Annotated in this window: 22 protein-coding genes; 18 read left to right on the forward strand and 4 right to left on the reverse strand. The window is 74.9% G+C overall.

Annotated elements, in window-relative coordinates; translation table 11 throughout:
* Positions 1–43 precede the first annotated feature (43 nt).
* Entirely contained in the window at positions 44–2,755 is a 2,712-nt protein-coding gene (locus CCE01nite_RS13360; protein WP_034628574.1) for a substrate-binding domain-containing protein, read from the forward strand.
* Between the two features lie 61 nt (positions 2,756–2,816).
* Here CCE01nite_RS13360 and CCE01nite_RS13365 read toward each other — a convergent pair whose 3' ends face one another.
* Both CCE01nite_RS13365 and CCE01nite_RS13370 read right to left on the reverse strand, forming a co-directional pair.
* Complete coding sequence (locus tag CCE01nite_RS13365; protein WP_052103975.1) at positions 2,817–4,643, reverse strand: DEAD/DEAH box helicase; 1,827 nt, start codon at positions 4,641–4,643, stop codon at positions 2,817–2,819.
* 263 nt (positions 4,644–4,906) lie between these two features.
* The gene (locus CCE01nite_RS13370; protein ID WP_034628613.1) at positions 4,907–5,326 is read right to left on the reverse strand and encodes a CoA-binding protein; all 420 of its coding nucleotides are present in this window, start codon (positions 5,324–5,326) and stop codon (positions 4,907–4,909) included.
* Between the two features lie 166 nt (positions 5,327–5,492).
* Between CCE01nite_RS13370 and CCE01nite_RS13375 the strand changes: the two genes are divergently transcribed.
* The 9 genes from CCE01nite_RS13375 to CCE01nite_RS13415 all read left to right on the forward strand — a co-directional run bounded on the left by CCE01nite_RS13375 (position 5,493) and on the right by CCE01nite_RS13415 (position 13,792).
* The gene (locus CCE01nite_RS13375) at positions 5,493–6,944 is read left to right on the forward strand and encodes an RNB domain-containing ribonuclease (protein WP_052103973.1); all 1,452 of its coding nucleotides are present in this window, start codon (positions 5,493–5,495) and stop codon (positions 6,942–6,944) included.
* Between the two features lie 152 nt (positions 6,945–7,096).
* The gene (gene clsA / locus CCE01nite_RS13380) at positions 7,097–7,684 is read left to right on the forward strand and encodes a cardiolipin synthase ClsA (RefSeq protein ID WP_034628572.1); all 588 of its coding nucleotides are present in this window, start codon (positions 7,097–7,099) and stop codon (positions 7,682–7,684) included.
* A 41-nt stretch (positions 7,685–7,725) separates the two neighbouring features.
* On the forward strand, positions 7,726–8,634 hold the full coding sequence (locus tag CCE01nite_RS13385; RefSeq protein ID WP_169744005.1) for a DUF881 domain-containing protein: 909 nt from the start codon (positions 7,726–7,728) through the stop codon (positions 8,632–8,634).
* 22 nt (positions 8,635–8,656) lie between these two features.
* Positions 8,657–8,989, forward strand: a complete 333-nt coding sequence (locus tag CCE01nite_RS13390) for a small basic family protein (RefSeq protein ID WP_034628570.1) — start codon at positions 8,657–8,659, stop codon at positions 8,987–8,989.
* Positions 8,986–10,884 (forward strand): DUF881 domain-containing protein, encoded by a 1,899-nt coding sequence (locus CCE01nite_RS21375; protein WP_170223975.1) that lies wholly within the window; start codon positions 8,986–8,988, stop codon positions 10,882–10,884. The genes CCE01nite_RS13390 and CCE01nite_RS21375 overlap by 4 nt, the downstream gene beginning before the upstream one ends.
* A 135-nt stretch (positions 10,885–11,019) precedes the next feature.
* Complete coding sequence (locus CCE01nite_RS13400; RefSeq protein WP_052103762.1) at positions 11,020–11,541, forward strand: FHA domain-containing protein; 522 nt, start codon at positions 11,020–11,022, stop codon at positions 11,539–11,541.
* Positions 11,538–12,350: a transcriptional regulator FtsR gene (gene ftsR, locus CCE01nite_RS13405; protein ID WP_084142539.1), complete on the forward strand. Its 813-nt coding sequence runs from the start codon at positions 11,538–11,540 to the stop codon at positions 12,348–12,350. Before CCE01nite_RS13400 ends, ftsR begins: the two co-directional genes overlap by 4 nt.
* Positions 12,351–12,425: 75 nt before the next feature.
* Positions 12,426–12,995 carry a bifunctional nuclease family protein gene (locus tag CCE01nite_RS13410; RefSeq protein WP_246056545.1) on the forward strand — a complete coding sequence of 190 codons (570 nt, stop codon included), beginning with the start codon at positions 12,426–12,428 and terminating at the stop codon, positions 12,993–12,995.
* 197 nt (positions 12,996–13,192) lie between these two features.
* Positions 13,193–13,792 (forward strand): MerR family transcriptional regulator, encoded by a 600-nt coding sequence (locus CCE01nite_RS13415; RefSeq protein WP_034627030.1) that lies wholly within the window; start codon positions 13,193–13,195, stop codon positions 13,790–13,792.
* A gap of 109 nt (positions 13,793–13,901) precedes the next feature.
* Here CCE01nite_RS13415 and CCE01nite_RS13420 read toward each other — a convergent pair whose 3' ends face one another.
* Positions 13,902–14,678, reverse strand: a complete 777-nt coding sequence (locus CCE01nite_RS13420) for a ParA family protein (RefSeq protein WP_034627027.1) — start codon at positions 14,676–14,678, stop codon at positions 13,902–13,904.
* Between the two features lie 168 nt (positions 14,679–14,846).
* Between CCE01nite_RS13420 and CCE01nite_RS13425 the strand changes: the two genes are divergently transcribed.
* The 8 genes from CCE01nite_RS13425 (at position 14,847) to CCE01nite_RS13460 (ending at position 23,525) form a co-directional block, all read left to right on the forward strand.
* Positions 14,847–18,248: a pyruvate carboxylase gene (locus tag CCE01nite_RS13425; protein WP_034627025.1), complete on the forward strand. Its 3,402-nt coding sequence runs from the start codon at positions 14,847–14,849 to the stop codon at positions 18,246–18,248.
* A gap of 80 nt (positions 18,249–18,328) precedes the next feature.
* A complete protein-coding gene (locus tag CCE01nite_RS13430; RefSeq protein ID WP_034627023.1) occupies positions 18,329–18,982 on the forward strand; it encodes an MBL fold metallo-hydrolase in 654 nt (217 codons plus the stop codon).
* A 135-nt stretch (positions 18,983–19,117) separates the two neighbouring features.
* Positions 19,118–19,324, forward strand: a complete 207-nt coding sequence (locus CCE01nite_RS13435) for a hypothetical protein (RefSeq protein WP_141372588.1) — start codon at positions 19,118–19,120, stop codon at positions 19,322–19,324.
* Entirely contained in the window at positions 19,321–19,833 is a 513-nt protein-coding gene (locus tag CCE01nite_RS13440; RefSeq protein ID WP_034627016.1) for a GNAT family N-acetyltransferase, read from the forward strand. Before CCE01nite_RS13435 ends, CCE01nite_RS13440 begins: the two co-directional genes overlap by 4 nt.
* 174 nt (positions 19,834–20,007) lie before the next feature.
* Positions 20,008–20,469, forward strand: coding sequence for an SRPBCC family protein (locus CCE01nite_RS13445; protein WP_034627014.1), 462 nt, complete (start codon positions 20,008–20,010; stop codon positions 20,467–20,469).
* Complete coding sequence (locus CCE01nite_RS13450; RefSeq protein WP_034627011.1) at positions 20,466–20,816, forward strand: ArsR/SmtB family transcription factor; 351 nt, start codon at positions 20,466–20,468, stop codon at positions 20,814–20,816. The genes CCE01nite_RS13445 and CCE01nite_RS13450 overlap by 4 nt, the downstream gene beginning before the upstream one ends.
* Before the next feature lie 178 nt (positions 20,817–20,994).
* On the forward strand, positions 20,995–21,441 hold the full coding sequence (locus tag CCE01nite_RS13455; protein ID WP_034627009.1) for an SRPBCC family protein: 447 nt from the start codon (positions 20,995–20,997) through the stop codon (positions 21,439–21,441).
* A gap of 917 nt (positions 21,442–22,358) precedes the next feature.
* Entirely contained in the window at positions 22,359–23,525 is a 1,167-nt protein-coding gene (locus tag CCE01nite_RS13460) for a tyrosine-type recombinase/integrase (protein WP_034627007.1), read from the forward strand.
* A gap of 156 nt (positions 23,526–23,681) precedes the next feature.
* Here CCE01nite_RS13460 and CCE01nite_RS13465 read toward each other — a convergent pair whose 3' ends face one another.
* Positions 23,682–24,533: a site-specific integrase gene (locus CCE01nite_RS13465; RefSeq protein WP_034627004.1), complete on the reverse strand. Its 852-nt coding sequence runs from the start codon at positions 24,531–24,533 to the stop codon at positions 23,682–23,684.
* Positions 24,534–24,772 lie beyond the last annotated feature (239 nt).

Genomic DNA, 24,772 nt, shown 5'->3' on the forward strand with positions numbered 1-24,772 from the left:
GAGCGCATCGTCTCGGCTCCGATGACGTGGACGAGGAGTGTGCATGGGCACGATTCGGCGCGGCCCGGTGGCGGCGAGCGCTCGGCGCACCATCGGCGTCCTGTCCCCGGTCGTCGGGGGCTTCTACTTCGGCGGGCTCATCGCGGGCGTCTCCCGCGCGGCACGCACGTCGGGTCACCGGGTGGTGGCGGTGCAGACCTACCCCGCGGGCCTCGACCGGGAGCGCTACCCCGACGAGCCCCTGCTCGAGGTGCCGGTCGCGCTCGGCGCGGTCGACGGCATCATCATCATCGCGAAGGCGGTGCGCCACGACCGGCTCGCGTCGGTGCAGGAGTGGGGCCGCCCGGTCGTCATGATCAGCGAGGACGAGACGCAGCTCCCCGCGCCCGTGGTCGTCCCCGACAACGCGGGCGGCGTGTGCGCGGCCGTCGAGCACCTGCTCGAGCACGGCCACACGCGCATCGCGTTCGTCGGCAGCCTCGCCCAGCGCGACATCCGCGAGCGCTACGAGGCGTACCGCGCGACGCTCGCCGAGCACGGCGTCGAGCCGGACCCCGAGTGGTTCTACGAGACCGTCGACAACCACGAGCAGGGCGGCGCGGACGCGGCGGCCCGGTTCCTCGCGGCGGGCGTGCCGACCACGGCGACGATCGCGGCGACGGACCGCAACGCGATCGGCTTCCTGCGGGCGCTGCGCGCGAGCGGGCTCGTCCTGCCGCGGGACCAGGCGGTCGTCGGGTTCGACCACACCGAGAGCGGCGCCCGGCTCGTCCCGCGCCTGTCGACGGTCGACCCGCACAACGACCGTGTCGGCGAGCTCGCCGTCAAGCTGCTGCTCGCGCGGCTGCGCGGCGAGGAGGTCGCAACGGGTGCGCACCGGGCGCCGGCGACGCTCGTGACCCGGGAGTCGTGCGGGTGCGGCGAGCCCAGCACGACGCCCGACGCGTGCCACGAGGACGGCTCGCTCGACACGTACGGCTCCACGCCGGCCCGGGCGCGGCTGCGGCGCCTGTCCGACACCGGTTTCGCAGGTCCGTCTGCGGCCGCCGGAACCCGGCGTGCGGGCGACGAGGCACGCACGAGCTGGCTGCACGCGGTGGTCGACCCGGTCGCCGCGGCCGCGGAGCGCGGCTCGGCGCCGTCCGGGGTCGCCCTCGGTCGCCTGGCGGACCTCACGTCCGCGCTGCAACCGCACCCCGAGGCGCTCGAGCAGCTCGTCTCGGCGGTCCGGGACCTCGAGAGCGAGCTCATGGGCGCGCTCCCACCGACGTCCGACCGGCACCCCGTGCTGCGTCGCGTGACGACCGAGGTGCTGCTGACCCTGACCAAGGGCTGCACGCGCCCGATGCTCGCCCGCAGCGGGTACCTCGAGCGGACGATCGCGGACCAGTACGAGGTCGACATGGACCTCCTGCGCGGCAAGGGGCCGAGCCCCCGCGCGCTCACCTGGCTCCCACGGGCCGTGCGTGGGCCGGCGTGCTTGGGCCTGTGGGTCGGTCACGAGCGGTCCCCGGGCGACCGGGAGATCGAGATCGTCGGCGTCAACGACACGTCGGGCACGCTCTCGCGCCTCATCGGACTGCGCACGCCCGCGAGCCAGTTCCCGCCGCCGGCGCTGACGCGGGCGGGGACGATCGGGAGCACCGAGCTCACGTTCGTCATCCCCGTGACGTTCGGCGGGAGCGACTGGGGCCTGCTCGCGATCGACGGGAACGTCGAGACGCGCATGACGAGCGCGCGCGACAAGTACAACCACTGGGCGGCGCTGCTCGCGGTCGCGCTCGACCAGGAGCGGCTCGTGGCCTCGCTGCGGGACCAGCGCCGCGCGCTCGAGCAGGCGGCGGCCCGGGAGCGAGCGCTGGCCGACACCGTCCGGGCGAGCGAGGAACGGTACGCGCTCGCGTCGATGGCGGCGCAGGACGGCACGTGGGACTGGGACGTCTCCGCGGGCACGGTCTACTACTCGCCCCGGTGGAAGCAGACGCTCGGCTACGAGGAGGACGAGATCGGCTCCTCGCCGACCGAGTGGCTCGAGCGGGTGCACCCCGACGACCGCGACGAGCTCTCGGCGTCGATCGCCGCTCAGCTCGGTGGTGCCCGCACGCCGCTCGAGCTCGAGCACCGCGTGCGCACGTCGTCGGGCGACTACCGCTGGATGATGTGCCGCGCGGTCACGGTGCTCGACGACGCCGGCTGCCCGGCCCGCCTCGTCGGTGCGCTCGTCGACATGACCGAGCGCAAGGAGCAGGAGCTCGCGCTGCGCCGCAACGCGCTGCGCGACCCCGAGACCGGGCTCGCGAACCGCATGCTGTTCCTCGACCGGCTGGGCGCCGCGATCAAACGCACCCGCCGCTCGGGGCACTTCGACTGCACGGTCGTGCTGCTGCGGGTGGTCGCCGAGCCGGGGCACCCGCTGCGCGACGACGGCACCGAGCTGGGCGACGGCGACGTCGAGGTGCGTCGGGAGGTCGTGCGCCGGCTGCGGCGAGCGCTGCACGAGGGCGACTCGGCGGCGCGGCTCGGCCAGGACGAGTTCGCGGTGCTGCTCGACGACGTGGGCGCCGGCGGTGACCCGGTGCGCGTCGAGGAGCTCCTGACGCACGTGCGGACCGACCTCGGCGTCGACGTCGCCGTCGGGGTCCTGTCGAGCATCCAGCGCTTCCACGACGCCGACGACGCCCTGCGCGAGGCGGACATCGCGCTGCTCCGGGCGCAGACGCAGCCCGACCCGCGGCGCCGCTCGACCGTGCGCTGATCGAGGGCGGCCGGGGGCCGGGGAGGTCGTTCGCCGAGTGTCGGGCCGAAGGCCCGCGGGCTCAGCGGGCGGCGTGCGGGCGGGCGTGGCGCTCGCGCGAGTCCGAGCGGTTCTCGGGACGACGCTCGCCCCGGTGCGTGCTCGGGCCGGTCGGTCGCGAGGCGCCCTGGCCGCTGCGCGGGCCCGGTCCCTCGTCGACCCGGATGCGCATCGGACGGCCCGCGACGCGCGCGCGCCCGATGCGGTCGAACGCCTCGGGCGTCAGGCCGCCGGGGATCTCGACGAGCGAGAAGCTCGGGAAGATGTCGATCTTCCCCAGGTCCTTGCCGGTCAGCCCGCCCTCGTTCGTGAGCGCACCGACGATCGCGCCCGGCTGCACGCCGTGCGTGTGCCCGACCGCGATGCGGTAGCGGAGCGCACCGTCGGGACGGTGGCTGGTCCGCCGCGGGCCGGAGCCCGACGCCGACGACCGCTGGCCGTCGCGCTCGGGGCTGAGCGACGCCCGCGAGAGCGCGTCGTCCATGTCGTCACCCTGCGTGGGGCGTGCGCTCGGGCCGGTGTCGCCGACCGCGAGCGCCGCGAGGACCGCCACGAGCTCGACCGGGTCGACGCCCGGGTTCGCGCCCAGGTACTCGCTCACCGCGGTGCGGTAGAGGTCGAGCCGGCCGAGCGCGGTGCGCTCCTCGACCTGCCCGAGCAGCTTGGTCACGCGGTGCGCGGAGACGTCGGCGGGCGAGGGGATCTGGATCTCCTCGAGGCGCTGGCGGGTCGTCCGCTCGATTGCGCGCAGGCGGTGCTGCTCGCTCGGCGTGACGAACGTGAGCGCCTCACCCGTGCGCCCGGCGCGGCCGGTGCGGCCGATGCGGTGCACGTACGCCTCGGGCTCGGTCGGGACGTCGAAGTTCACGACGAGCCCGATGCGGTCGACGTCGAGCCCGCGCGCAGCGACCTCGGTCGCGACGAGCACGTCGAGCGTGCCGTTGCGCAGGCGCTCGACGATCTTCTCGCGGTCACCCTGCGCGACCTCGCCCGAGATGTACGCCGCGGGGATGCCGCGCTCGACGAGCGCGCTGCCGACCTCCTCGGCCGCGCCGCGGGTCCGCACGAAGACGATCGCGGCCTCGGCGTCCGAGACGGCCAGGACGCGCGCGAGCGCACCGGTCTTGTGCCGGAACGGCACGACCGCGTAGGTCTGGCGGATGTCGGTCACGGTCGACGACTGGCGCGAGACGGTGATCTCGACCGGGTCGGTCAGGTGGTGCGCGGCGACGCGGCGGATCGCGGGCGGCATCGTCGCGGAGAACAGGGCGACCTGACGCTGGGCCGGCGCGAACGCGAAGATCTTCTCGACGTCCTCCGCGAAGCCCATGCGGAGCATCTCGTCGGCCTCGTCGAGCGCGAGGAAGCGCACGTCGTCGAGGCGCAGCGTGCGCCGGTCGAGGTGGTCCATGACGCGGCCGGGCGTGCCGACGACGATCTGGGCGCCGCGGGCCAGCGCGCGCTGCTGGGGGAGGAACGGCGAGCCGCCGTACACGGCGACGACCTCGACGCCCGGCAGGTGCCGCGCGAAGGACTCGATCGCCTCGGCGACCTGCATCGCGAGCTCGCGCGTCGGGGTCAGGACGAGCGCCTGCACCTGGCGCAGCTCGGGGTCGATCGCGGCGAGGAGCGGCAGGCCGAACGCGGCGGTCTTGCCGGTGCCGGTCTGGGCGACGCCCGTGATGTCGCGGCCGGCGAGGAGCGCCGGGATGGCCTCGGCCTGGATCGCGGAGGGGATCTCGAAGCCGAGGTCGGCGATCGCGCGCTCGAGCGCCTCGGGCAGGCCGAGGTCGGCGAAGGCGGGGCCGGTGGGGGAGGTCGCGGGCAGCGTGGGGTCGGTCAAGGTCATGTGGGATCACCGATCGTGTGCGGGGGAGTGGCGTCGTGGCCGGCCAGGGGGGCCGTCCAGGAGGTCGCTTGTCCCGAACACATCGACGGTGCGGACACCGGCACAGACACACGAGGGAAGCGCGACAAACTCCGGGGGTGATCCCAGCCTACCGGGCCACCGCCGTCCTGGCGTGGGGACCGGGGGTGACGTCGGGCACACGGGGACCTCGCGCGGTCCTCCGACGCGACGCCGCGAGCAGTGCCGGGGGCCCGGGGGCAGCGTCAGACGAGGCCGGTGCGCCGCCCCTCGATCACGGGGCACGTGTCCATCACGACGTCGAGACCCGCGGCGAGCGCGCGCTGCGACGCCTCCTCGTCGACGACGCCGAGCTGGAGCCACACCGCGCCCGCCCCGGCCGCGATCGCGTCGTCGACGACGGCGCCCGCGAGCCGCGAGTTCACGAAGACGTCGACGACGTCCACCCGCCCGGGGACGTCCGCGAGCGCGGCGTACCCGGCGGCGCCGTGCACGGTCTCCGCCCGGGGGTGCACCGGGACGATCTCGTGGCCGAGCGTGCCCTGGACGTAGGCCGCGACGCCGAACGCGGCCCGCGCACGGTTCGTGGACAGCCCGACGACCGCCCAGCGCGCCGGGGTCGTCAGGAGCCGGCGGATGACCTCGGGGTCGTTGACGTGGCTCACCCACCCAGCGAACCACAGCGCCCCGTCCGGCACAGCGCCCGGGCTCGCTCGGGACGCCGCACGCGGAGGCGGCGCACCGCGCACCGGGGCGCGGCGCCCAGCACCGCCGCGTGGGCACGCCGCCCGGCGCCCGGCGGGCCCCGCGGGCCGGCCCTACTGTGAGGGCGTGCCGAGACCATCGCTGACCCTGGCCGCCGACGGTGACGTCCTGCGCGGGGCCTTCGCCGCCGTCCGCCGGGAGCTCGAGGTGCCCGAGGAGCTGCCCGCCGACGTGCTCGCCGAGGCCCACGCGGCCGCGACGTCGACGCAGGACCCGTACGACGGCGAGCGGACCGACCTGCGCGACGTCCCGTTCGTGACCATCGACCCGCCGGGGTCGACCGACCTCGACCAGGCGGTGCACCTCGAGCGCCGCGGCACGGGCTACCGCGTCCGGTACGCGATCGCGGACGTCGCCGCGTTCGTGCGGGCCGGCGGCGCCATCGACGCGGAGGCGCACCGGCGCGGGGAGACCGTCTACTGCCCGGACGGGCGCATCCCGCTGCACCCCGCGGAGCTGTCCGAGGGTGCGGCGTCGCTGCTCGCGGGCGTCGAGCGGCTCGCCGTGGTGTGGACCTTCGACCTCGATGCCGAGGGAGCGGTGGCGTCGACCGACGTGCGCCGGGGACGGGTGCGCAGCCGCGAGCAGCTCGACTACGCCGGCGTCCAGGCGCAGCTCGCCTCGGCGGGCCGCGACGACCTGCCGGCGCTGCTCGCCGAGATCGGCACGCTGCGCGCCCGGCAGGAGCGGGCCCGCGGCGGCGTCTCGCTCGGGCGCCCGGAGCAGGAGGTCGTGCCCGACAGCACCGGCTGGCGTCTCGAGTACCGCGCGCCGCTGCCGGTCGAGGACCACAACGCGCAGATCTCGCTGCTGACCGGCATGGCTGCCGCGGGGCTGATGCTCGACGCCGGCGCCGGGATCCTGCGGACGATGCCCCCGGCCGACGCCGAGGCGCTCGCCCGGCTGCGGCGGCAGGCACGCGCGCTCGGGGTGGCGTGGGCCGACGGCGAGGAGTACGGCGACGTCCTCGCGCGGCTCGACCACACCGAGCCGGGGACGGCCGCGTTCCTCTCCGCGGCGACGGCGCTGTTCCGCGGTGCGGCCTGGACGCCGTTCGACGGCACTCCGCCCGCGCAGCCGCTGCACGGCGCCATCGCGGCGCCGTACGCGCACGTGACCGCGCCGCTGCGCCGGCTCGTCGACCGGTACGGGCTCGAGGTCAGCCTCGCGGCGCACGCCGGGACGCCGGTCCCGGAGTGGGTGACGGCCGCGCTGCCCACGCTCGGGGAGGAGATGGCGACGGCCGCGCGGCGGTCGTCCGCGGTGGACCGCGCGTGCACCGACGTCGTCGAGGCCGCCGTGCTGGCGCTGCACGTCGGTACGGTCTTCGACGGTGTCGCGCTCGACCACGACACCGTGCAGCTCGCCGACCCCGCCGTCGTGGCGCGGTGCGACGGCGAGGACCTCCCCGTCGGGGAGCGCGTCCGGGTGCGGCTGGTGCGGGCCGACGTCGACACGCGCGAGGTCCGCTTCACGCTCGACGCGGACGTGCGGGCCGCGGAGCCTGCGCGCCCCTGACCCGACCGGCCGGGTGTCCGGCACGCCCTCGCGGAGGCCTGACCCGACACCTGCTCACGTCGTCCACCTGATCACCGCGTGTGCCGGTCCGTGCCCACGCACCGGCACCATAGGATCGTCCCCGTCCATCCGGGTCGACGTCAGGGGAGGCAGTGACCGAGCAGGGTGCCGTCTCGGATCGCGTCCTGACCGTCCCGAACGTGATCAGCCTCGTGCGGCTGGTCCTCGTGCCGGTGTTCGCGGTCCTCATCGCGGTCGGCAACGACGGGTGGGCCCTGGTCGTCCTCGCGGTCTCCGGTGCGAGCGACTGGCTCGACGGGGTGCTCGCGCGGCGCCTCGGCCAGGTCTCGAAGCTCGGCCAGATGCTCGACCCGGCGGCGGACCGCCTCTTCATCCTCGTGACGCTGCTCGGGCTGGCGTGGCGCGACCTCGTGCCGTGGTGGCTGGTCGCCGTGCTCGTGGCGCGCGACGTCCTCCTGCTCGGGCTGTTCGCCGTGGTCGCGCGGCACGGCTACGGCCCGCTCCCCGTCCACCTCGCGGGCAAGGCCGGCACGTTCGCCCTGCTCTATGCGTTCCCGCTCCTGCTGCTCGCTGAGTGGCGTGCACCGATCGGGACCGTCTCCTACGTCCTCGGGTGGGCGTTCGCCTGGTGGGGGATCGCGCTCTACTGGTTCGCCGGCCTGATCTACGTCGTCCAGGCGCGTCGGCTGCTCGCCGTCGACGGGCGCACCGGCGCATGACGTCCCGGCACCGTCCCGCACCCGTGCCGACCGTGCCCCGGGTGGCGGACGCGTCGATGACGCTGCTCAACGAGGTGATCCGGCGCCCGCTGGACCCCGGCTACGCGATGGTCGCCGAGCGCCGCCGCAGCCAGGGCGACCCCCCGCGCTCCACGCCGCGCCGCGTCGTGCTCCTGCTCACCGCCGTCGGGCTCGGGCTGGCGACGACCGCAGCGACCCTCGCGCTGCGGGCGCCCGAGCCGTCGGTGCTCGCGGCCCGCTCGTTGCTCGAGGAGCAGATCACCGAGCGGACGGCTGCGGTCGAGCGGCTGCGTGAGGAGAACGCCGACCGCAGCCGGGAGATCGCGGAGCTGCAGGCCGCAGTGCTCGCCGCGGAGGACACCGAGCTGCTCGAGCGGATCGCCGCCGACTCCCTCGTCTCCGGTGCGGTCCCGGTCACCGGGCCGGGCCTACGGATCACGATCAAGGACGGACCTCCGCGAGCGCCGGGGGACGAGGCGCTCTCGCGGGTCCAGGACCAGGACCTGCAGATCCTCGTCAACGGGCTGTGGGCGGTCGGCGCGGAGGCGATCGCCGTCGACGGCCAGCGCCTGACGTCGACGACCGCGATCCGCAGCGCCGGCAGCGCGATCCTCGTCGACCTCGTGCCGCTGTCGGGCCCCTACGTCGTCGAGGCGATCGGCGACACGCAGAAGCTGCACACCGGTCTCGCGCGGTCGAGCGTCGGCACGTACCTGAGCGACCTGACGGTGAGCTGGGGCATCGGGGTGGACATCTCGTCGCAGTCCGAGCTCGAGCTCCCGTCCGCCGCGCGCCCCGGCCTGCGGTCCGCGAGCGTGCCCCTCGGCGTCCCCCTCCTGGGTGGCGCGACGCAGGGCCCGGTCGGGACGGGCACGCCGACGGGTACCGTGACGGACGAGCAGCAGGACCCGGCGGGGTCCGGGGGATGACGCGCACGAGGAGGAGCTGTCCGTGATCGCAGTGATCGGCCTGGTCGTCGGCGTCGTCGCCGGGCTGCTCGTGCAGCCCACGGTGCCCGTGGGACTGCAGCCCTACCTGCCGATCGCGGTCGTGGCGGCGCTCGACGCGCTGTTCGGCGGCCTGCGCGCGCTGCTCGACGGGATCTTCGACGACCGCGTGTTCCTCGTGTCGTTCCTGTCCAACGTCGTGGTCGCCGCGTTCATCGTGTTCCTCGGTGACCAGCTCGGGGTCGGCACGCAGCTCTCGACCGGCGTCGTCGTCGTGCTCGGCATCCGGATCTTCTCCAACGCCGCGTCCATCCGTCGCCACCTGTTCAAGGCATGACGCGCGCACCCGAGTCCGACGAGCCGGTCGACGCCCGCACCGGACCCGTCGCGCTGCCTGCCCGGACCGGCGGGGCGTCCGGACCGCGCGACCTCGTGACCGACGGGGTCGAGCCCGGCGAGGTCGGGTCCGGCGAGGTGGGGCCCGACGGCCTCGCGCCGCACGATCCGGCGCCTGAGGACCTCGCCGCCGACGGCCTCGCCCCGGACGACGCCGTGCCGGACGGCCTCGCCCCCGACGACGCGGGGCCGGACGACACGGTGCCGGACGACACGGTCGCGGACGAGCGGCGCAACGACGTGCCGTCCGACGAGGCAGCGTGGGAACGGGCGGCCCGCGCCGCTGCGCTCGAGGTGCCCGAGCGCCATGACGACCCGCAGGACGACGAGCGTGCCGGCGTGCAGGGTGCCGGCGCTCTGGTCGGTACTCCGGGCGACGAGACAGCGCCCCCCACCCGGCTGGTGCCGCGCGTCGAGCCCCCTCCGCTCGTCACCGACGACGAGCCCGCCTGCTCGTCCGGCTGGCTGCCGGACGCCGCTGCGGGTGCCCACGACGACGACACGACCGAGGCGGACGACGACGCGGTCCCCAGGCCGGCGCTCCCGCCCGGGGTCGACCCGTGGGAGGCCTCCGCGCCCGGCGCCCGGCTCTCCTGGCCGCCCCTCGAGCTCCCCGGACGGCCCGACGAGGTCGACCCCATCTCGGGCGACGACCCCGGCGCGCTCCTCGACCACGACGCCGCTGACCCGGGCCCCGGAGACGACACGGGCCCGCACGACCACCACGAGCCCGGGCCGCACGGCGCGCGCACCTCCGACCACGGGCCGCGCGCCGGGCATGCGCTCGACGCGGGCGTCCCGCCCACCCCCGCCGACGAGCGCGACGCGGAGGTCCCGGACATCGCGCCGACACCGGGCCCGAGTCCGGACGACAGGCAGCCGCACGGGCTGCCCCACGACGACTCCGCCCCGCCCGACCCGGACCCGGCCGTCGAGGACCCGGCCGACCCGTCCGACCCGTCGTCGGACGACGGCGAGCACGCCCCGTCGGTGCCCGCTCGCCCGGTGCCGGGCACCCCGGTCGACGAGCGCGAGCCGGGGCCGACCGGTGCGACGGCGCCCGCCCCGGCACCGGAGCACGCCGCGCCCGCGCCCGCCGGTGCCGAGCCCCCCGAGGCGTGGCGCACGCTCGGCCGCAGCCTGCGCCCGCGCGCCAACCGGGCCCAGGTCCTCGCGGGCGTGCTGTGCGGGATGCTCGGCTTCGCGGTCGTCGTGCAGGTCCGCCAGACGCACGACGAGGGGCTCTCGACGCTGCGGCAGTCCGAGCTCGTCGGCATCCTCGACCAGACGACCCGGCAGGGGGACGAGCTCGAGCGGGAGGCGGACTCCCTCGAGCGCACGCGCCAGAAGCTGCTCACCGGCTCGACGAGCAGCCAGGCCGCGCTGGACGCCGCGATGAGCAGCGCCGCGACGCAGGGCATCCTCGCGGGCCGGCTCCCCGCCGAGGGCCCGGGACTGACCATCACCGTGACGGACCCGGACGGCGTCGTCGCGGCCCGGTCGCTGCTCAACCTGCTCGAGGAGCTGCGCAACGCGGGCGCCGAGGCCGTCCAGCTCAACGACCTGCGCATCACGGCGAGCAGCTACGTCGTCGAGGGCGAGGGGCGGGGCGTCGTGGTCGACGGCGTCGCGGTCGAGCCGCCGTACCGGTGGCTCGTGATCGGCGACCCGGCGACGATGGGCAACGCGATGGAGATCCCGGGCGGGGCGTTCGCGACGATCCGCAACGACGGGGGGCGCCCGACGGCGGTGCAGCAGGACGAGCTCAGCATCCCGGCGACCCGCACGGTGCCCGAGCCGCGGTTCGCGACCCCGCTCGCGCCCGAGGAGGGCTGACCTGGCGCCGCTGCGGCGGCGTCGGTGCAGGTTGACCGGCGTCGCGTGCTGCACGCAGGGCTCACGTCCGCATAGGCTGTGCGCGACCCGGCACCAGTGCCGTGGTCGTCGGCACGACGAGTCCCGGGAGGCGGCATGAGCGACGAACGGCACCTGCCCGAGCAGCGTGGTGCGCAGGACGCCCGGCAGAGCGCCCGGACGTCGTCGGACACGACGATCAGCTTCGGCAACCTCGACCCGGTCGACCTCGACCTGGTCGCCCCCTCGGGCCTCACGGCCGACGAGCTCGCCGCCGTCCAGGCGCTCCCGCCCACGTCGGCGCTCCTGATCATGCAGCGCGGGCCGTCGGTGGGCGCGCGCTTCCTGCTCGACGCGGAGCGCACCGTCGCGGGGCGCAGCACGGACGCGGACGTGTTCCTCGACGACGTGACGGTCTCGCGCAAGCACGCCGAGTTCGTCCGCGAGGCCGACGACTTCGTGGTGCGCGACATCGGCTCGCTCAACGGCACGTACGTGAACCGCCGCCGGATCGACGCAGCCGCGCTGCGCGCCGGCGACGAGGTCCAGATCGGCAAGTACCGCCTGACGTTCCACCCGAGCCCGGCTCGGGACGGCGACCGTCGCGGCCCTGCGAGCTCTGCCGACGCCCGGTCATGAGGGCGGGCGAGCGCACGTCCCGGCTCGCCGCAGCCTCGGAGGGTCCCGCACCGACCCGGGCGGGCGCGCCTGACCCGCAGGTGGGCGCGGGCGCCGTCGTCGAGCCGTGGCCCCGCGGCATCTCGCGCCGCGCGTCGATGCGCATCTCCGACGTGCTCGCCGCGCTGCGGATCGAGTTCCCGGCGGTCACCAACAGCAAGCTCCGCTTCCTCGAGGAGCAGGGGCTCGTCGAGCCGGTCCGCACACCCGCGGGCTACCGGCAGTACAGCCCCGCGGACATCGAACGGCTGAGGTACGTGCTGCGCCAGCAACGCGACCGCTACATGCCGCTCAAGGTCATCGGCGAGCAGCTCGCCGCGCTCGACGCGGGGGACGACGACGAGCCCGCCCCGCGCGCTCAGCTCGCGACGCGTGACGGTGTGGTGCAGGGCCCCGCGGTCGCCGCGCGCTACACCGGGGACGCCCTCGCCCGGGAGGCCGGTGTCGACGTCGCGCTCGTCGAGGAGCTCGTGCGCTCCGGCGTCCTGCGCCCGAGCGTGTCCGGCCACTTCGACCCGTGGGCCCGCGACGTCGTGGTGCTCGCGGCGGCGCTCGGCGAGCACGGGGTCGACGCGCGTCACCTGCGGGTCTTCCGCGCGGCCGCGGACCGTCAGGCGGACCTCGTCGAGCAGATCGTCGCGCCCTGGCGCGGTCACAACGCCGCGTCGTCCCGGGCGCGCGCGGGGACGCTGGCCGCCGAGGTCGGCGAGCTGTGCACGCAGCTGCACACCGCGCTGCTCCGTTCCGCGGTCTCCGGCCTCACCTCCTGACGGCGTCGGGTCGCCGCCCGAGCGTGCGGTGGTTCTCGTGCAGACGCGCGGCCGTTCGGGTCGTAGCGTGAGGGTGTGGCGGACGACGAGCAGCTGGTGCAGGTGGAGGTCGTCGGGGTGCGTCAGCACCTCGTGGACGACGAGCTCGTCGTGCTCCTGCTCGACCCGGCCGCGGAGCTGTTCGTCCCGATCCTGATCGGCCCCACCGAGGCGACCGCGATCGCGTCGGCGCAGGCGGGCATCGTGCCGCGCCGGCCGATGACGCACGACCTGCTGTGCGACGTCGTCGCCGCGCTCGGGTCCGCGGTCGCGACGGTCGAGATCACGGAGCTGCGGCAAGGCGTCTTCCACGCGGCCCTCGTGCTCGCGTCGGGGGTCCGGGTCGACTCGCGCGCGTCCGACGCGATCGCGGTCGCGGTGCGGGTCGGGTGCCCGGTGCTGTGTGCCGCCGAGGTCGTCGCGGTCGCCGGCATCGAGGCGTCGGACGGCCCGTCGGAGCAGGAGGTCGAGCGCTTCCGGGCGTTCCTCGAGCAGGTCAGCGCGGAGGACTTCCTCACCGGTCAGGAGCCGGGGCCCGCCGGGGAGCCGGGCGCCCGCGAGGAGGAGGACGAGGACGAGGACCCCGAGCAGCGGCCCGGAGGGTGAGCCGACCCTCAAGCAGCGGGTGAGACACGCCGGGACGACACGCCGGTTCGGCGCGTCGCTCCGCGTCGTTGACGCCCCCAGGGTGCAGGCTTAGCGTTGCAAGGTCAGACATCCGAGGCAGGACGGCGCCGCTGCGTGAGACGCGGCCTCCTGAGCAGGCGCCGATCAGGGCGGGTGCGGGCGTGAGTGGAGGACGCGTGAGCGGCAGCGGGGAGAGCGTGGAGGTCGCGGGCGGGGTCCCGCAGCGCGCACAGGGGCTGCTGTTCGGCGACGAGCTGCCGGACCTGGACACGGCGACGGGGTACCGCGGGCCCACGGCGTGCCGCGCGGCCGGCATCACCTACCGCCAGCTCGACTACTGGGCGCGGACCGGCCTCGTCGAGCCGACGATCCGGCCCGCGACGGGCTCAGGCACGCAGCGCCTGTACAGCTTCCGCGACATCCTCGTGCTGAAGGTCGTCAAGCGCCTCCTCGACACCGGGGTCTCGCTGCAGCAGATCCGCGCGGCGGTCGGTCACCTGCGCGAGCGCGGCGTCGACGACCTGGCGCGGATCACCCTCATGTCCGACGGCGCGAGCGTGTACGAGTGCACGTCCGCCGACGAGGTCATCGACCTCGTGCAGGGTGGGCAGGGCGTCTTCGGCATCGCCGTCGGGCGCGTCTGGCGCGAGGTCGAGGGCACGCTCGCGCAGCTGCCGACCGAGCGCGCGGACGACGACACGCACGACGCCGTCCCGGCCCAGCCGAGCGCCGCGGACGAGCTCGCCGCCCGCCGCCAGGCCCGCACCGCCGGCTGACCAACAGCCGGCGGACCACGCACCGAGGACCCGGACGCGCTCGACGCGGCCGGGTCCTGCTGCGTGCGCACCCGCGGCGACCGCGCCGTGGTCGTGCACCGCGGACGGGTCAGCGCGCGCCGGGTGCGCGCAGGGCGCGCTCGAGGAGGTCCTCGAACACCTGAGAGAGCTCGGCGGCTGCGGCTCCGGGCCAGGCGTGCACCGGCTGGGCGGCGCCCTGCGCCTGCTGCAGCGCCGCCCGCTCCGGCACCTGCGGCGCGAGCACGAGCGGCCCGTAGAGCGTGCGGAGCTCCTCGAGCCGGAACGCCTGCTCGACCGACCTCGACCGCACCCGGTTGACGACCACGCCGAGCGGCTGGAGCGAGGGCGCGGCGCCGCGGCGCAGCTCGTCGATCGTGCGCATCGCGCGCCCGACGGCCATGACCGAGAACAGCCCTGGTTCGGTGACGATGACCGCGCGGTCGCTCGCGACCAGGCCCGTGCGGGTCAGGCCGCCCAGGGACGGCGGGCAGTCGACGAGCACGAGGTCGTAGCCGCTGACCCACGAGAGCGCGAACCGCAGGCCGTCGAGGCCGGCGCCGGCGTCGTCGACGCGGTCGTGGCGCACGGACCGGGGGGAGCCGACGAGCACGTCCAGCCCGTCGTCGGCCCACGAGCTCGGCACCGTGGCGCGTCGCATCGTCTCGGCGCTGGGGTCGTCGAGCACCGCGGCGACGTCGTCCTGGCCGTCCACGCCCGCGCCGAGCGCGAGCGTGCAGTCGGCCTGGGGGTCGAGGTCGACGACGAGCGTCCGCAGGCCGAGCTCGAGCGCCGCCGAGGCGAGGCCGAGCGTGACGGACGTCTTCCCGACACCGCCCTTGAGGCTGCACACTCCGAGGACCAGCACGGCGCCACGGTAACGCCGTGATCAGTCCGTGCACGAATCCCTGCGCCGATTCAGAACCGTGGCAGGATTCCGACCGGTACCCCGCACCGGCGTTCGGTATGCGGTTGGTCATGACCGGCCCCCGAGCCGGTCGCTACGGTGCTGCCGAACCTACGGATGGGGTGAGTCGTGTTCTCCAAGGTGCTGGTCGCGAACCGCGCAGAGATCGCCGTGCGTGCGTTCCGCGCGACGTACGAGCTGGGCGCGCGGACGGTCGCCGTGTTCCCGCACGAGGACCGGAACTCCGAGCACCGGCTCAAGGCCGACGAGGCGTACCCGATCGGGACGCCGGGTCACCCGGTGCGCGCCTACCTCGACATCGAGGAGATCATCCGCGTCGCGCACGACTCGGGCGCCGACGCGATCTACCCCGGGTACGGCTTCCTGTCGGAGAACCCGGACCTCGCGCGCGCCGCCCAGGCCGCCGGGATCACGTTCATCGGCCCGCCGCCGGAGGTGCTCGAGCTCGCGGGCAACAAGGTCCGCGCGCTGCAGGCCGCCCGCGACGCCGGCATCCCGGTGCTCCCGTCGACGGCGCCGTCCAAGGACGTCGACGAGCTCATCGCGGCGGCGGACGAGGTCGGCTTCCCGATCTTCGTCAAGGCGGTCGCCGGCGGTGGCGGGCGCGGGATGCGTCGCGTCAACACCCGGGACGCCCTGCCCGACGCCCTCGCCGCGGCGATGCGCGAGGCCGACGCGGCGTTCGGCGACCCGACGGTCTTCCTCGAGCGCGCCGTGCTGCGCCCGCGGCACATCGAGGTGCAGATCCTCGCGGACGGCGAGGGCAACGTCGTCCACCTCTTCGAGCGCGACTGCTCGCTGCAGCGGCGCCACCAGAAGGTCGTCGAGATCGCGCCGGCGCCGAACCTCGACCCCGAGATCCGTGACGCGCTGTGCCGGGACGCCGTGGCGTTCGCGCGGAGCATCGGCTACCAGAACGCGGGCACCGTCGAGTTCCTCCTGGACACGGTCGGAGACCGTGCGGGTGAGCACGTCTTCATCGAGATGAACCCGCGCATCCAGGTCGAGCACACGGTGACCGAGGAGGTCACGGACATCGACCTCGTCTCCTCCCAGATCCGCATCGCGGCGGGGGAGACGCTCGCCGACCTCGGCATCTCGCAGGACACCGTCCGGGTCAACGGGTCGGCGCTGCAGACGCGCATCACGACCGAGGACCCGGCGAACGGCTTCCGGCCCGACACCGGCCGGATCATCGCCTACCGCTCCCCGGGCGGCGCCGGCGTGCGCCTCGACGGCGCGACGGCGACCGCGGGCTCGGAGATCTCGGGCCACTTCGACTCGATGCTGGTCAAGCTCACGTGCCGCGGGCGGGACTTCCCGACGGCGGTCCGCCGGGCGCGCCGCGCGCTCGCCGAGTTCCGCATCCGCGGCATCCGGACGAACATCCCGTTCCTGCAGGCGGTGCTCGCCGACCCCGAGTTCGCGGCGGGGCAGGTCTCGACGTCCTTCATCGACGAGCGGCCCGAGCTGCTCGCGGCGCGCGAGAACCGTGACCGCGGGACGCGCCTGCTCTCCTACCTCGGTGACGTGACGGTCAACCGCCCGCACGGCCCCCGGCCCACGGACGCGATCGACCCGCGGACCAAGCTCCCGAAGGTCGACCTGACGGCTCCCGCCCCGCACGGCAGCCGCCAGCGCCTGCTCGAGCTCGGTCCCGAGGGCTTCGCGCGGGCGCTGCGCGAGCAGACCGCGGTGGCGGTCACGGACACGACGTTCCGCGACGCGCACCAGTCGCTGCTCGCGACGCGCGTGCGCACGCACGACCTGCTCGGGGTGGCGTCGACCCAGGCCCGTGCGCTGCCTCAGCTGCTGTCGGTCGAGGCGTGGGGCGGTGCGACGTACGACGTCGCGTTGCGCTTCCTCGGCGAGGACCCCTGGGACCGCCTCGCGGCGCTGCGCGAGAGCATGCCGAACCTCGCGATCCAGATGCTGCTGCGCGGCCGGAACACGGTCGGCTACACGCCGTACCCGACCGAGGTGACCGAGGCGTTCGTCCGGGAGGCGACCGCGACGGGCATCGACATCTTCCGCATCTTCGACGCGCTCAACGACGTCGAGCAGATGCGTCCCGCGATCGACGCGGTGCGCGAGGCGGGCACGCCGATCGCCGAGGTCGCGCTGTGCTACACGGGCAACCTGCTCGACCCGGCGGAGAACCTGTACACGCTCGACTACTACCTGCGTCTCGCGGACCGGATCGTCGAGGCCGGCGCGCACGTCCTCGCGATCAAGGACATGGCGGGTCTGCTGCGCCCGGCGGCGGCCGCGAAGCTCGTCACGGCGCTGCGGGCGCGGTTCGACCTGCCGGTCCACCTGCACACCCACGACACGACCGGCGGGCAGATGGCGACGCTGCTCGCGGCTGCCGACGCCGGGGTCGACGCGGTCGACGCGGCGAGCGCCGCGATGGCCGGGACGACGAGCCAGCCGCCCATGTCGGCGCTCGTCGCCGCGCTCGAGCACACGCCGCGGGCCACGGGCCTGAGCCTGCGCACCGTGTGCGACCTCGAGCCGTACTGGGAGGCCGTGCGCCGCCTGTACCGGCCGTTCGAGTCGGGCCTGCCGGGTCCGACGGGGCGCGTCTACGAGCACGAGATTCCGGGCGGGCAGCTGTCGAACCTGCGTCAGCAGGCGATCGCCCTGGGCCTCGGCAGCCGCTTCGAGGACATCGAGTCGACCTACGCGGCCGCGGACCGCATCCTCGGCCGCCTCGTGAAGGTCACGCCGTCGTCCAAGGTCGTCGGCGACCTCGCCCTGCACCTCGTCGCGCGCGGCGCCGACCCGGCGGAGTTCGCGGCGAACCCGCAGGACTTCGACATCCCCGACTCGGTCATCGGGTTCCTGTCCGGGGAGCTCGGCGACCCGCCCGGCGGCTGGCCCGAGCCGTTCCGCTCGCGCGCCCTCGCGGGCCGCACGGTGCGGACGGCGATCACGCCGCTCAGCGACCAGGACCGCCAGGATCTCGACGGCGACTCCGCGACGCGGCGCGACCGCCTCAACCACCTGCTGTTCGCGGGTCCGACCAAGGAGTACGAGACCTTCAACCGTGCCTACGGCGACGTGAGCGTGCTCGACACGACGCGCTACCTGTACGGGATGGCCGCGGGCGACGAGGTCGACATCGTGCTCGGGCGCGGCGTGCGGCTCCTCGTCGGGCTCGAGGCCGTGGGCGAGGCCGACGAGCGCGGCATGCGGACCGTCATGTTCACGCTGAACGGGCAGATCCGACCCCTGCAGGTCCGCGACCGCACGGTCGAGGTCGACATCGCGACCGCCGAGAAGGCCGACCCCGGCACGCCGGGTCACATCGCGGCGCCGTTCGCCGGTGCGGTCACGCCGGTCGTGCAGGAGGGCCAGTCGGTCGAGGCGGGCCAGACCGTCGCGACCGTCGAGGCCATGAAGATGGAGGCGGCGATCACGACGCCGATCGCCGGCAAGGTGCAGCGGCTCGCGATCGGTGCGGTCCAGCAGCTCGAGGGCGGCGACCTGGTGATGGTCGTCGCCTGACCCCCGCGGAGGTCGGCCGTGCACGTCCGGCGGCCGACCTCGCGTGGCGCGCGTCACCTCGCGGGGGACATGCTGGGCGCATGACGACCGAGCTCAGCTTCTGGGGCCATGCCTGCATCCGTCTCGACCGGGAGGGCCGGCGCCTCGTCGTCGACCCGGGGTCGTTCAGCTCCCCGGACGCCCTCACCGGCGCCCAGGCGGTTCTCGTGACGCACGAGCACGCCGACCACGTCGTCCCCGACCAGCTGCGCGCCGCGCTCGAGGCCCAGCCGGACCTCGAGGTGTGGGCCCCGGCGCCGGTCACCGAGCAGCTCGCGGGTGTGACGGGCGCCGACGCGCGCGTGCACACGGTCGTCGCGGGGGACCGCGTGGCCGCCGGGGGTTTCGACGTCGCGGTCGTCGGCGGGAGCCACGCCGTCATCCACCCCGACGTCCCCGGGATCGCGAACGTCGGCTACCTCGTGGACGGCACCGTGCTGCACCCGGGCGACGCGTTCGACGTCCCCGACGCTGCGCAGGGCGTCGACGTGCTGTGCCTGCCCGTCGCGGCCCCGTGGCTCAAGCTCGCCGAGGCGGTCGAGTTCGCCCGAGCGGTCGGCCCGCGCGTGCTGGTCCCGATCCACGACGCCCACCTCAGCGGCGCGGGGAACGCGATGGTCGACCGGCTGCTGTCGGGACTCACCCCGGGGGAGTACCGGCGGCTGTCGATGGGGGCCGGGTTCACGCTCGGCTGACCGGGACGCGGCGCTGCGCCCGGACGCACCACGCCCGGACGCACCACCTCCGAACGCGCCGGGTCTGAGTGCGCCGCGCTGCTCACCGGGCGCGTGCGCACTACCGTGGACGGAACCGACCCGAAGGAGCACACCGTGACGATCCCCGTCCCCGACAGCCCCGACGCCGCGCAGCCGGCCACCCTTCCGGGAGCGTCCGAGGAGGTGGAGCTCCTCGAGGTCGACGAGACCGTCCCGCCGCGCCCCGAGGAGGAGATCGCCGACGTCGCTCGCTCGGTGCCCGACCCCGACGGCCACGGCGGCACGCCCGAGGCCGGCGTCACCGCGCGCGAGCTGCCGTGACCGCAGCGGTCGCCCGGCTCGACGAGGACGACTGGGAACGGCTCGCGGAGATCCGCCTGCGTGCGCTGCGCAGCGACCCGGAGGCGTTCGCGTCGTCGCTCGCGCGCGAGGAGCTCTTCCGGGAGCAGCACTGGCGGATGCGGCTGCGCTCGAGCCCGTGGTGGCTGGTCACGGAGGAGGGCAGCGAGGCCGTCGGGCTGGCCTGCCTGATCGAGGAGCCCGGGTCGCCCAGCACGGACCGCCACGTCGTCGCGCTGTGGGTCGCACCCGAGGCGCGTCGGCGCGGTGTCGGGACGGCGCTGCTCGACGCGGTCGAGCGCGAGGCTCTGGGCGCCGGGGCGGAGACGCTCTCGTTGTGGGTCCGGGAGGACAACGCGGCCGCGCTGCGCCTGTACGACGGCCTGGGCTTCGAGCCGACGGGGGAGAGGCACCCGGTCCCGGGGCACGACGGGCTCGTCGAGCTGCGCTACGTCCGGGCGCTCGTGCCGGGGAGCGCCGCGACCGCCTGACCCGTGCGCACTCACCCAGGCCCGGAAGCGGCCGTCGGGACGGGCGTCGTCGAGGTGCACGGCGTCGACCTCCCGCATCCTCCTCGCTCTCGCCAGGCCTTGTGCAACTGATGGTTGCACTGTGTGCTCCGTCGGCGTACCGTCACTTGCAGCCAAACGTTGCAGGAGGAAGCCGTGGAGCTGGGAACGATCGAGCGCGAGATCTACGTGGACGCCTCACCCGAGGTGGTCTTCGACGTCGTGAGCAGCCCGGAGCACATCACGGGCTGGTGGCCCGACGACGCTCACTACGAGCTGGTGCCCGGCGCGCCGGGGGAGATCGTCTTCGGCGATCCCGCGGACGGCGGGGTCGTGGCGTCCTTCACCGTCGTCGAGTCCCGTCCGCCCCGGACGTTCTCGTTCCGGTGGACGCACCCGGCCGGCCAGACCGCCGTGGAGGGGAACTCCCTGCTCGTCACGTTCGACCTGAGGTCGTCGGGCAGCGGGACGCTCCTGCGGATGACGGAGACGGGCTTCCGGGAGATGGGCTGGGAGGCGGCGGTCCTCGAGCACCAGTACAACGAGCACGTCACCGGCTGGGACTTCTTCCTGCCGCGGCTCGCGCCGTACGTGGCGACGCTCGAGGTGCGCCAGTGAGCGCCGGCGTGGCCGAGGTCGTCGACGACCAGCTCTGGTCGGCCGTCGGCGACCCGACGCGGCGGCGCATGCTCGACCTGCTCCTCGCCGGCGGGGGAGGAACCGCCACGACGCTGAGCCAGCACCTCCCGGTGACCCGGCAGGCCGTCGCCAAGCACCTCGCGGTGCTCGACCGGGTCGGCCTCGTCACCGCGGCGCCCGCGGGGCGGGAGAAGCGCTACCAGGTCGACGAGGCGCAGCTCGCGCGCGCCGTCGCGCAGCTCACGTCGGTCGGGACGGCCTGGGACGCCCGCCTGCAGCGCATCAAGCGGATCGCCGAGGCGATCGAGCGCGCCCAGCAGGACTGAGGGCCGGCGGGGGAGCGGCGGAGCGCGGGTCGCGCCCTCGGGCCACGACCTGGCGAGCGGCAGCACCCCGGTGAGGTGCAGCCGATGCGCCCCGCTGTGCCTGCAGCACGCCCGGTAGCGCTGCGCGCACGCAGTGCCGACCACACGCAGTACCGAGCACACACGGAGGAGAGACGAGATGGTGGACATCCTGCACAGGATCGGGGCGGTGGCCCCGGCGCCGGCCGCGGCGTACGAGGCGTTGACGAAGGTCGACGCGCTCGCGGGCTGGTGGACGGAGGAGACGCGGGGGAGCGGCGACGCGATCGGCGACAAGCTCGAGTTCCGGTTCCCGACCGGCGGCTTCGACATGGAGGTCGTCGAGCTGGTGCCGGACGAGCGCGTCGTGTGGCGCGTGATCGACGGCCCGGCGGAGTGGGTCGGCACGACGATCGAGTGGGAGCTGCGGCAGGACGGCGAGTACGTGGTCGTGCTGTTCGCGCACCGCGGCTGGCGTGAGCCCGTCGAGTTCATGCACCACTGCAGCACGAAGTGGGCGTCGTTCCTCCTGAGCCTGAAGTTGCTCGTGGAGACCGGAGCCGCTGCGCCTGCGCCGCGGGACGTGCGCGTCGACAACTGGGGCTGAGCGGGCCGCAGGAGGGGCTCTCGTCACGCCGTAATGTCATAATATACATTATCGGCGTTACGCCATGGATGAGGATGGGAGCCCGAGAGGGGTTCTGGGCGCCGCGGGTCATGAGGCACTGAACATCGCACACCGCGGCTCGATCTACGCCGAGGGCGAGCCGCGCCGTCCGCCAGGCGGTGCGGTGCGCGAGCCGCGACGGACTCGCTGCGGTTGGCGCCTCGGAACCTCGGCGCCGACGCCGTGGGTGGTCACGCAGCGCGTGCAGCTCACGCCGCATGCCAGTGCTCGTGCGACGGACGGGCGCCGGCTTCCTGACGACGCTGGACATGTCGGGTGCGACCGCGCCGGATGTCCTGGCGCATGGGCCCTGTCGACGTGGCACGTCTCAGGGCCGGCCTCGCCGAATACTCCCGGCCCAGCGTGGACGCCGGCGCTCGCCCGGCTCGACGCCCCAGCGCTCGCGGACTCGAGCCGACACCGGCTGCGAAGACGACATGCGCTGGTCGAGTCGCGCTCTCCGTCTACGGGCTCGGACCCCGCTCGTCTCGTAATGCGTAGATAACGGACATTATCTACGCATTACCCACGGCGGACGATCATATGACTCTAGCCGCGTGTCAGGTGATCCGACAGCCCTCCCCTCTGACTCGTTGCCACTCGGTGCCCGCCGGCAGCGCGCTCCGCTCACGTTCCTGACGCCCGTCCCCCGGGGCCCGCTCCCGGCGCCACTCCCCTGCCCTCCGACCGCGAGCAGATGGCGCGGCTCCCCCGGATCCGGGTGAAGTACCAGGTCCGGGCCCCGCGACGCGTGCCGGACCTGCGCCCGAGGTGAGCCTCGGACGGCCGCGCAGCGGAGAGCCCGCCGCTGCCCGCGTCGGACGGGCCGTGTGGGTGGTGGGCGGCAGACTGCACCCATGGGCGGCCTGAGCTTCGCGGACGAGGTCGATGTCAGTGCCGACTCGCCGTTGCTGCCGGTCTTCGTCGACTGGGTCACTGTGCTCACCGGCGAGAAGTCCCGGGCCACCGTCCGGGCGTACGTTGCCGACGTCCAGCTCGTGGCGCGCGCGCTGACGGAGGTGCTCGGGCGTGCCGTGCCACCGGCGCTCGACGTGCCGGTCGAGCGCGTCCCGGCCGGAGTGAGCCCGACGACGTACCGCGAGACCGTCCGGCTGGTCTCGGCGCTCACGCTCGGCGACCTGCACCCGCGCCACCTCGCGGAGGCGTTCGCGGTGTTCGGGTCGTCGGCACCGGACCGGCGCCGCGTCGTCCGGCCCGGGATCGAGACCGAGCCTCGTCGTGCGGCGACGCGTCGGCGCGCCGCCGCGGCCTGGACCGCGCTGTGCGAGCACGCCCGTGCGCACGGGCTCCTCGCGGCGAACCCGATGCGGGACCCGCGGATCAGCAAGGGCCCCAAGCCGACCTACTCCCCCACGCCCTTCGAGCTCCACGAGGCCGAGCGCCTCCTGCGCACCGTCGCTCAGCCCGACGTCGCCCGCACCTCGCGCCGTCCGTGGCCGGCACGCGACCTGGCACTGGCGTCGGTCCTGCTGACCTCGGGGATCCGCCTCGCCGAGGCCTGCGCCGTGACCGTCGGCGACCTGCGCGACGCGACCGGGGCGCCCCACCTGCACGTGCTCGGCAAGGGCAACAAGCACCGCACCGTCCCGCTGGCCCGGTCGACGGTGGGGACCCTCGAGACGTACCTCGCGGAGCGGGGGCACGGGCTGGGTCCGTCGCGGGCGTCCGACGCGCTCTTCGTGCACCGCGACGGCCGTCCGTTCACGCCGCGCGCGATGCAGCACCTCGTCTACCGCTGGTACGCCCGCGCCGGGATCACACCGCGCGGGGAGTCGTGCGTGCACGCGCTGCGGCACACGTTCGCGACGCAACTCGTGAACAGCTCGGCGTCGATCGTCGAGGTCATGGAGCTGCTCGGCCACGAGAGCCTCGACACGACGAAGCGGTACCTGCAGTCCGTCGGGCACGGCCTGCGCGACGCGGTCGAGGCCAACCCCGGCGCGCACCTGGTCCACGAGGTGACCCGCCCGGACGCGGTCGCCGAGGCGCGCCCGGCGCGCTGAGCCGGCCGCCGCCGACGCGCTGAGCCGGCCGCGACCCACCCGGTCGAGCCGGCCGCCATCGGCCCGCGCAGCCGGACGCCCCGATCGGCTCGGGCAGCCCGACGCCCGGCACGGTCCGTGCAGCCGGACGCCCCGGCTGCGACACCGGCACATGTCTCAGGCGCGCGCGTCCTCGAGGCGCCCCAGCGCCCGGACGTCCCGGACGCTGACCTCGGCGACGCGCGGGTCCTCGGCGGCGAGCGCGGCACGCACGGTCTGGAAGGACAGCCGCAGCCCTCGCGCGCTGATCGCGAGCCCCGCGGGTGCGATGACCCCGGTGCGGCGGTCCTTGCCCGGGTGGATCCGGATCCACAGCGCGGCCGGGTCGGAGCCACTGAGCCGGCGGACGACGTCGGTGCGGGCGGCGAGCCACACGTCGAGCGAGCGCCGGGCGGGGTCGGACAGCGGGACGGTGCCCGTGCGCAGCGTCACGGCGTCGTGGCCCGGTGCAAGGTCCTCGACGCGCAGCCGCGCGAGGTCGTTCTCGCCGGCTCCCGTGGCGGCGAGCAGGTGCACGTGGGCGGAGAAGCGTGCCCAGACGGCCGCCGGAACGCCCCACGGGCTGCCGGAGGAAGCCATCGACAGCAGGTACCGCCCGGCGCGCGGGTCGTGCACGGCGGCTGCGGTGTCGGGCCGGCTGAGGGCGTCGGCGGGATCCGCGAGCCCGGGCACGAGGTGGTGGCTGCGGACGAACTCGGTGAGGGCTCGCGCGGCGCTCGCGCGGGCCCGGACGCCGGCCACGGACGCGGGACGCCCGTCCTCGGGAGCCTCCCGGGCGGTGAGCCACGCGGCGAGGGCCTCGGGCTGCAACGCGTCGTGCGCGGCTCCCCGGCCGGCTTCCTCGGCGTGCTCGCACAGGTCGCGCAGGGCCCACCGCCGCTGCCGCTGCGTCGAGGCGGATCCCTCGAGCCCTGCGAGGTAGCGCTCGGTCGCGTCGTGGATGCTCAGGGACCGGCCCGCGCTGCTCATGGCACAGGTGTACCGCGTCTCACCCACACCACAAGACGGCCCGTCCCGGGATCGGCCGTTGATAACGGAAACTAGCCTCTCGCTCCCCCTGTCCTTGCTGGCGTGCGCAGCGCGCGCGCCGGGCCGGCCCAACTGCGGCAGGGACGAGGAACGACTACGCATGTTTCCGTTATCGTGTGCTGCTCTCCTTCACCTTCTCCATCGGCAGGACGCGGCCTGTCCTGGAGCGTCCAGAGAAG

The sequence above is a fragment of the Cellulomonas cellasea genome, assembly GCF_006538745.1.
GTDB lineage: Bacteria > Actinomycetota > Actinomycetes > Actinomycetales > Cellulomonadaceae > Cellulomonas_A > Cellulomonas_A cellasea.

Bases quoted from the DNA above. Each gene is read 5' to 3' on its own strand.
- CCE01nite_RS13430 (WP_034627023.1), top strand. From the start codon at position 18,329: ATGACGACCGAGCTCAGCTTCTGGGGCCATGCCTGCATCCGTCTCGAC.
- CCE01nite_RS13365 (WP_052103975.1), bottom strand. From the start codon at position 4,643: ATGACCTTGACCGACCCCACGCTGCCCGCGACCTCCCCCACCGGCCCC.
- CCE01nite_RS13455 (WP_034627009.1), top strand. From the start codon at position 20,995: ATGGTGGACATCCTGCACAGGATCGGGGCGGTGGCCCCGGCGCCGGCC.
- CCE01nite_RS13465 (WP_034627004.1), bottom strand. From the start codon at position 24,533: ATGAGCAGCGCGGGCCGGTCCCTGAGCATCCACGACGCGACCGAGCGC.
- CCE01nite_RS13460 (WP_034627007.1), top strand. From the start codon at position 22,359: ATGGGCGGCCTGAGCTTCGCGGACGAGGTCGATGTCAGTGCCGACTCG.
- CCE01nite_RS13400 (WP_052103762.1), top strand. From the start codon at position 11,020: ATGAGCGACGAACGGCACCTGCCCGAGCAGCGTGGTGCGCAGGACGCC.
- CCE01nite_RS13360 (WP_034628574.1), top strand. From the start codon at position 44: ATGGGCACGATTCGGCGCGGCCCGGTGGCGGCGAGCGCTCGGCGCACC.
- CCE01nite_RS21375 (WP_170223975.1), top strand. From the start codon at position 8,986: ATGACGCGCGCACCCGAGTCCGACGAGCCGGTCGACGCCCGCACCGGA.
- ftsR (WP_084142539.1), top strand. From the start codon at position 11,538: ATGAGGGCGGGCGAGCGCACGTCCCGGCTCGCCGCAGCCTCGGAGGGT.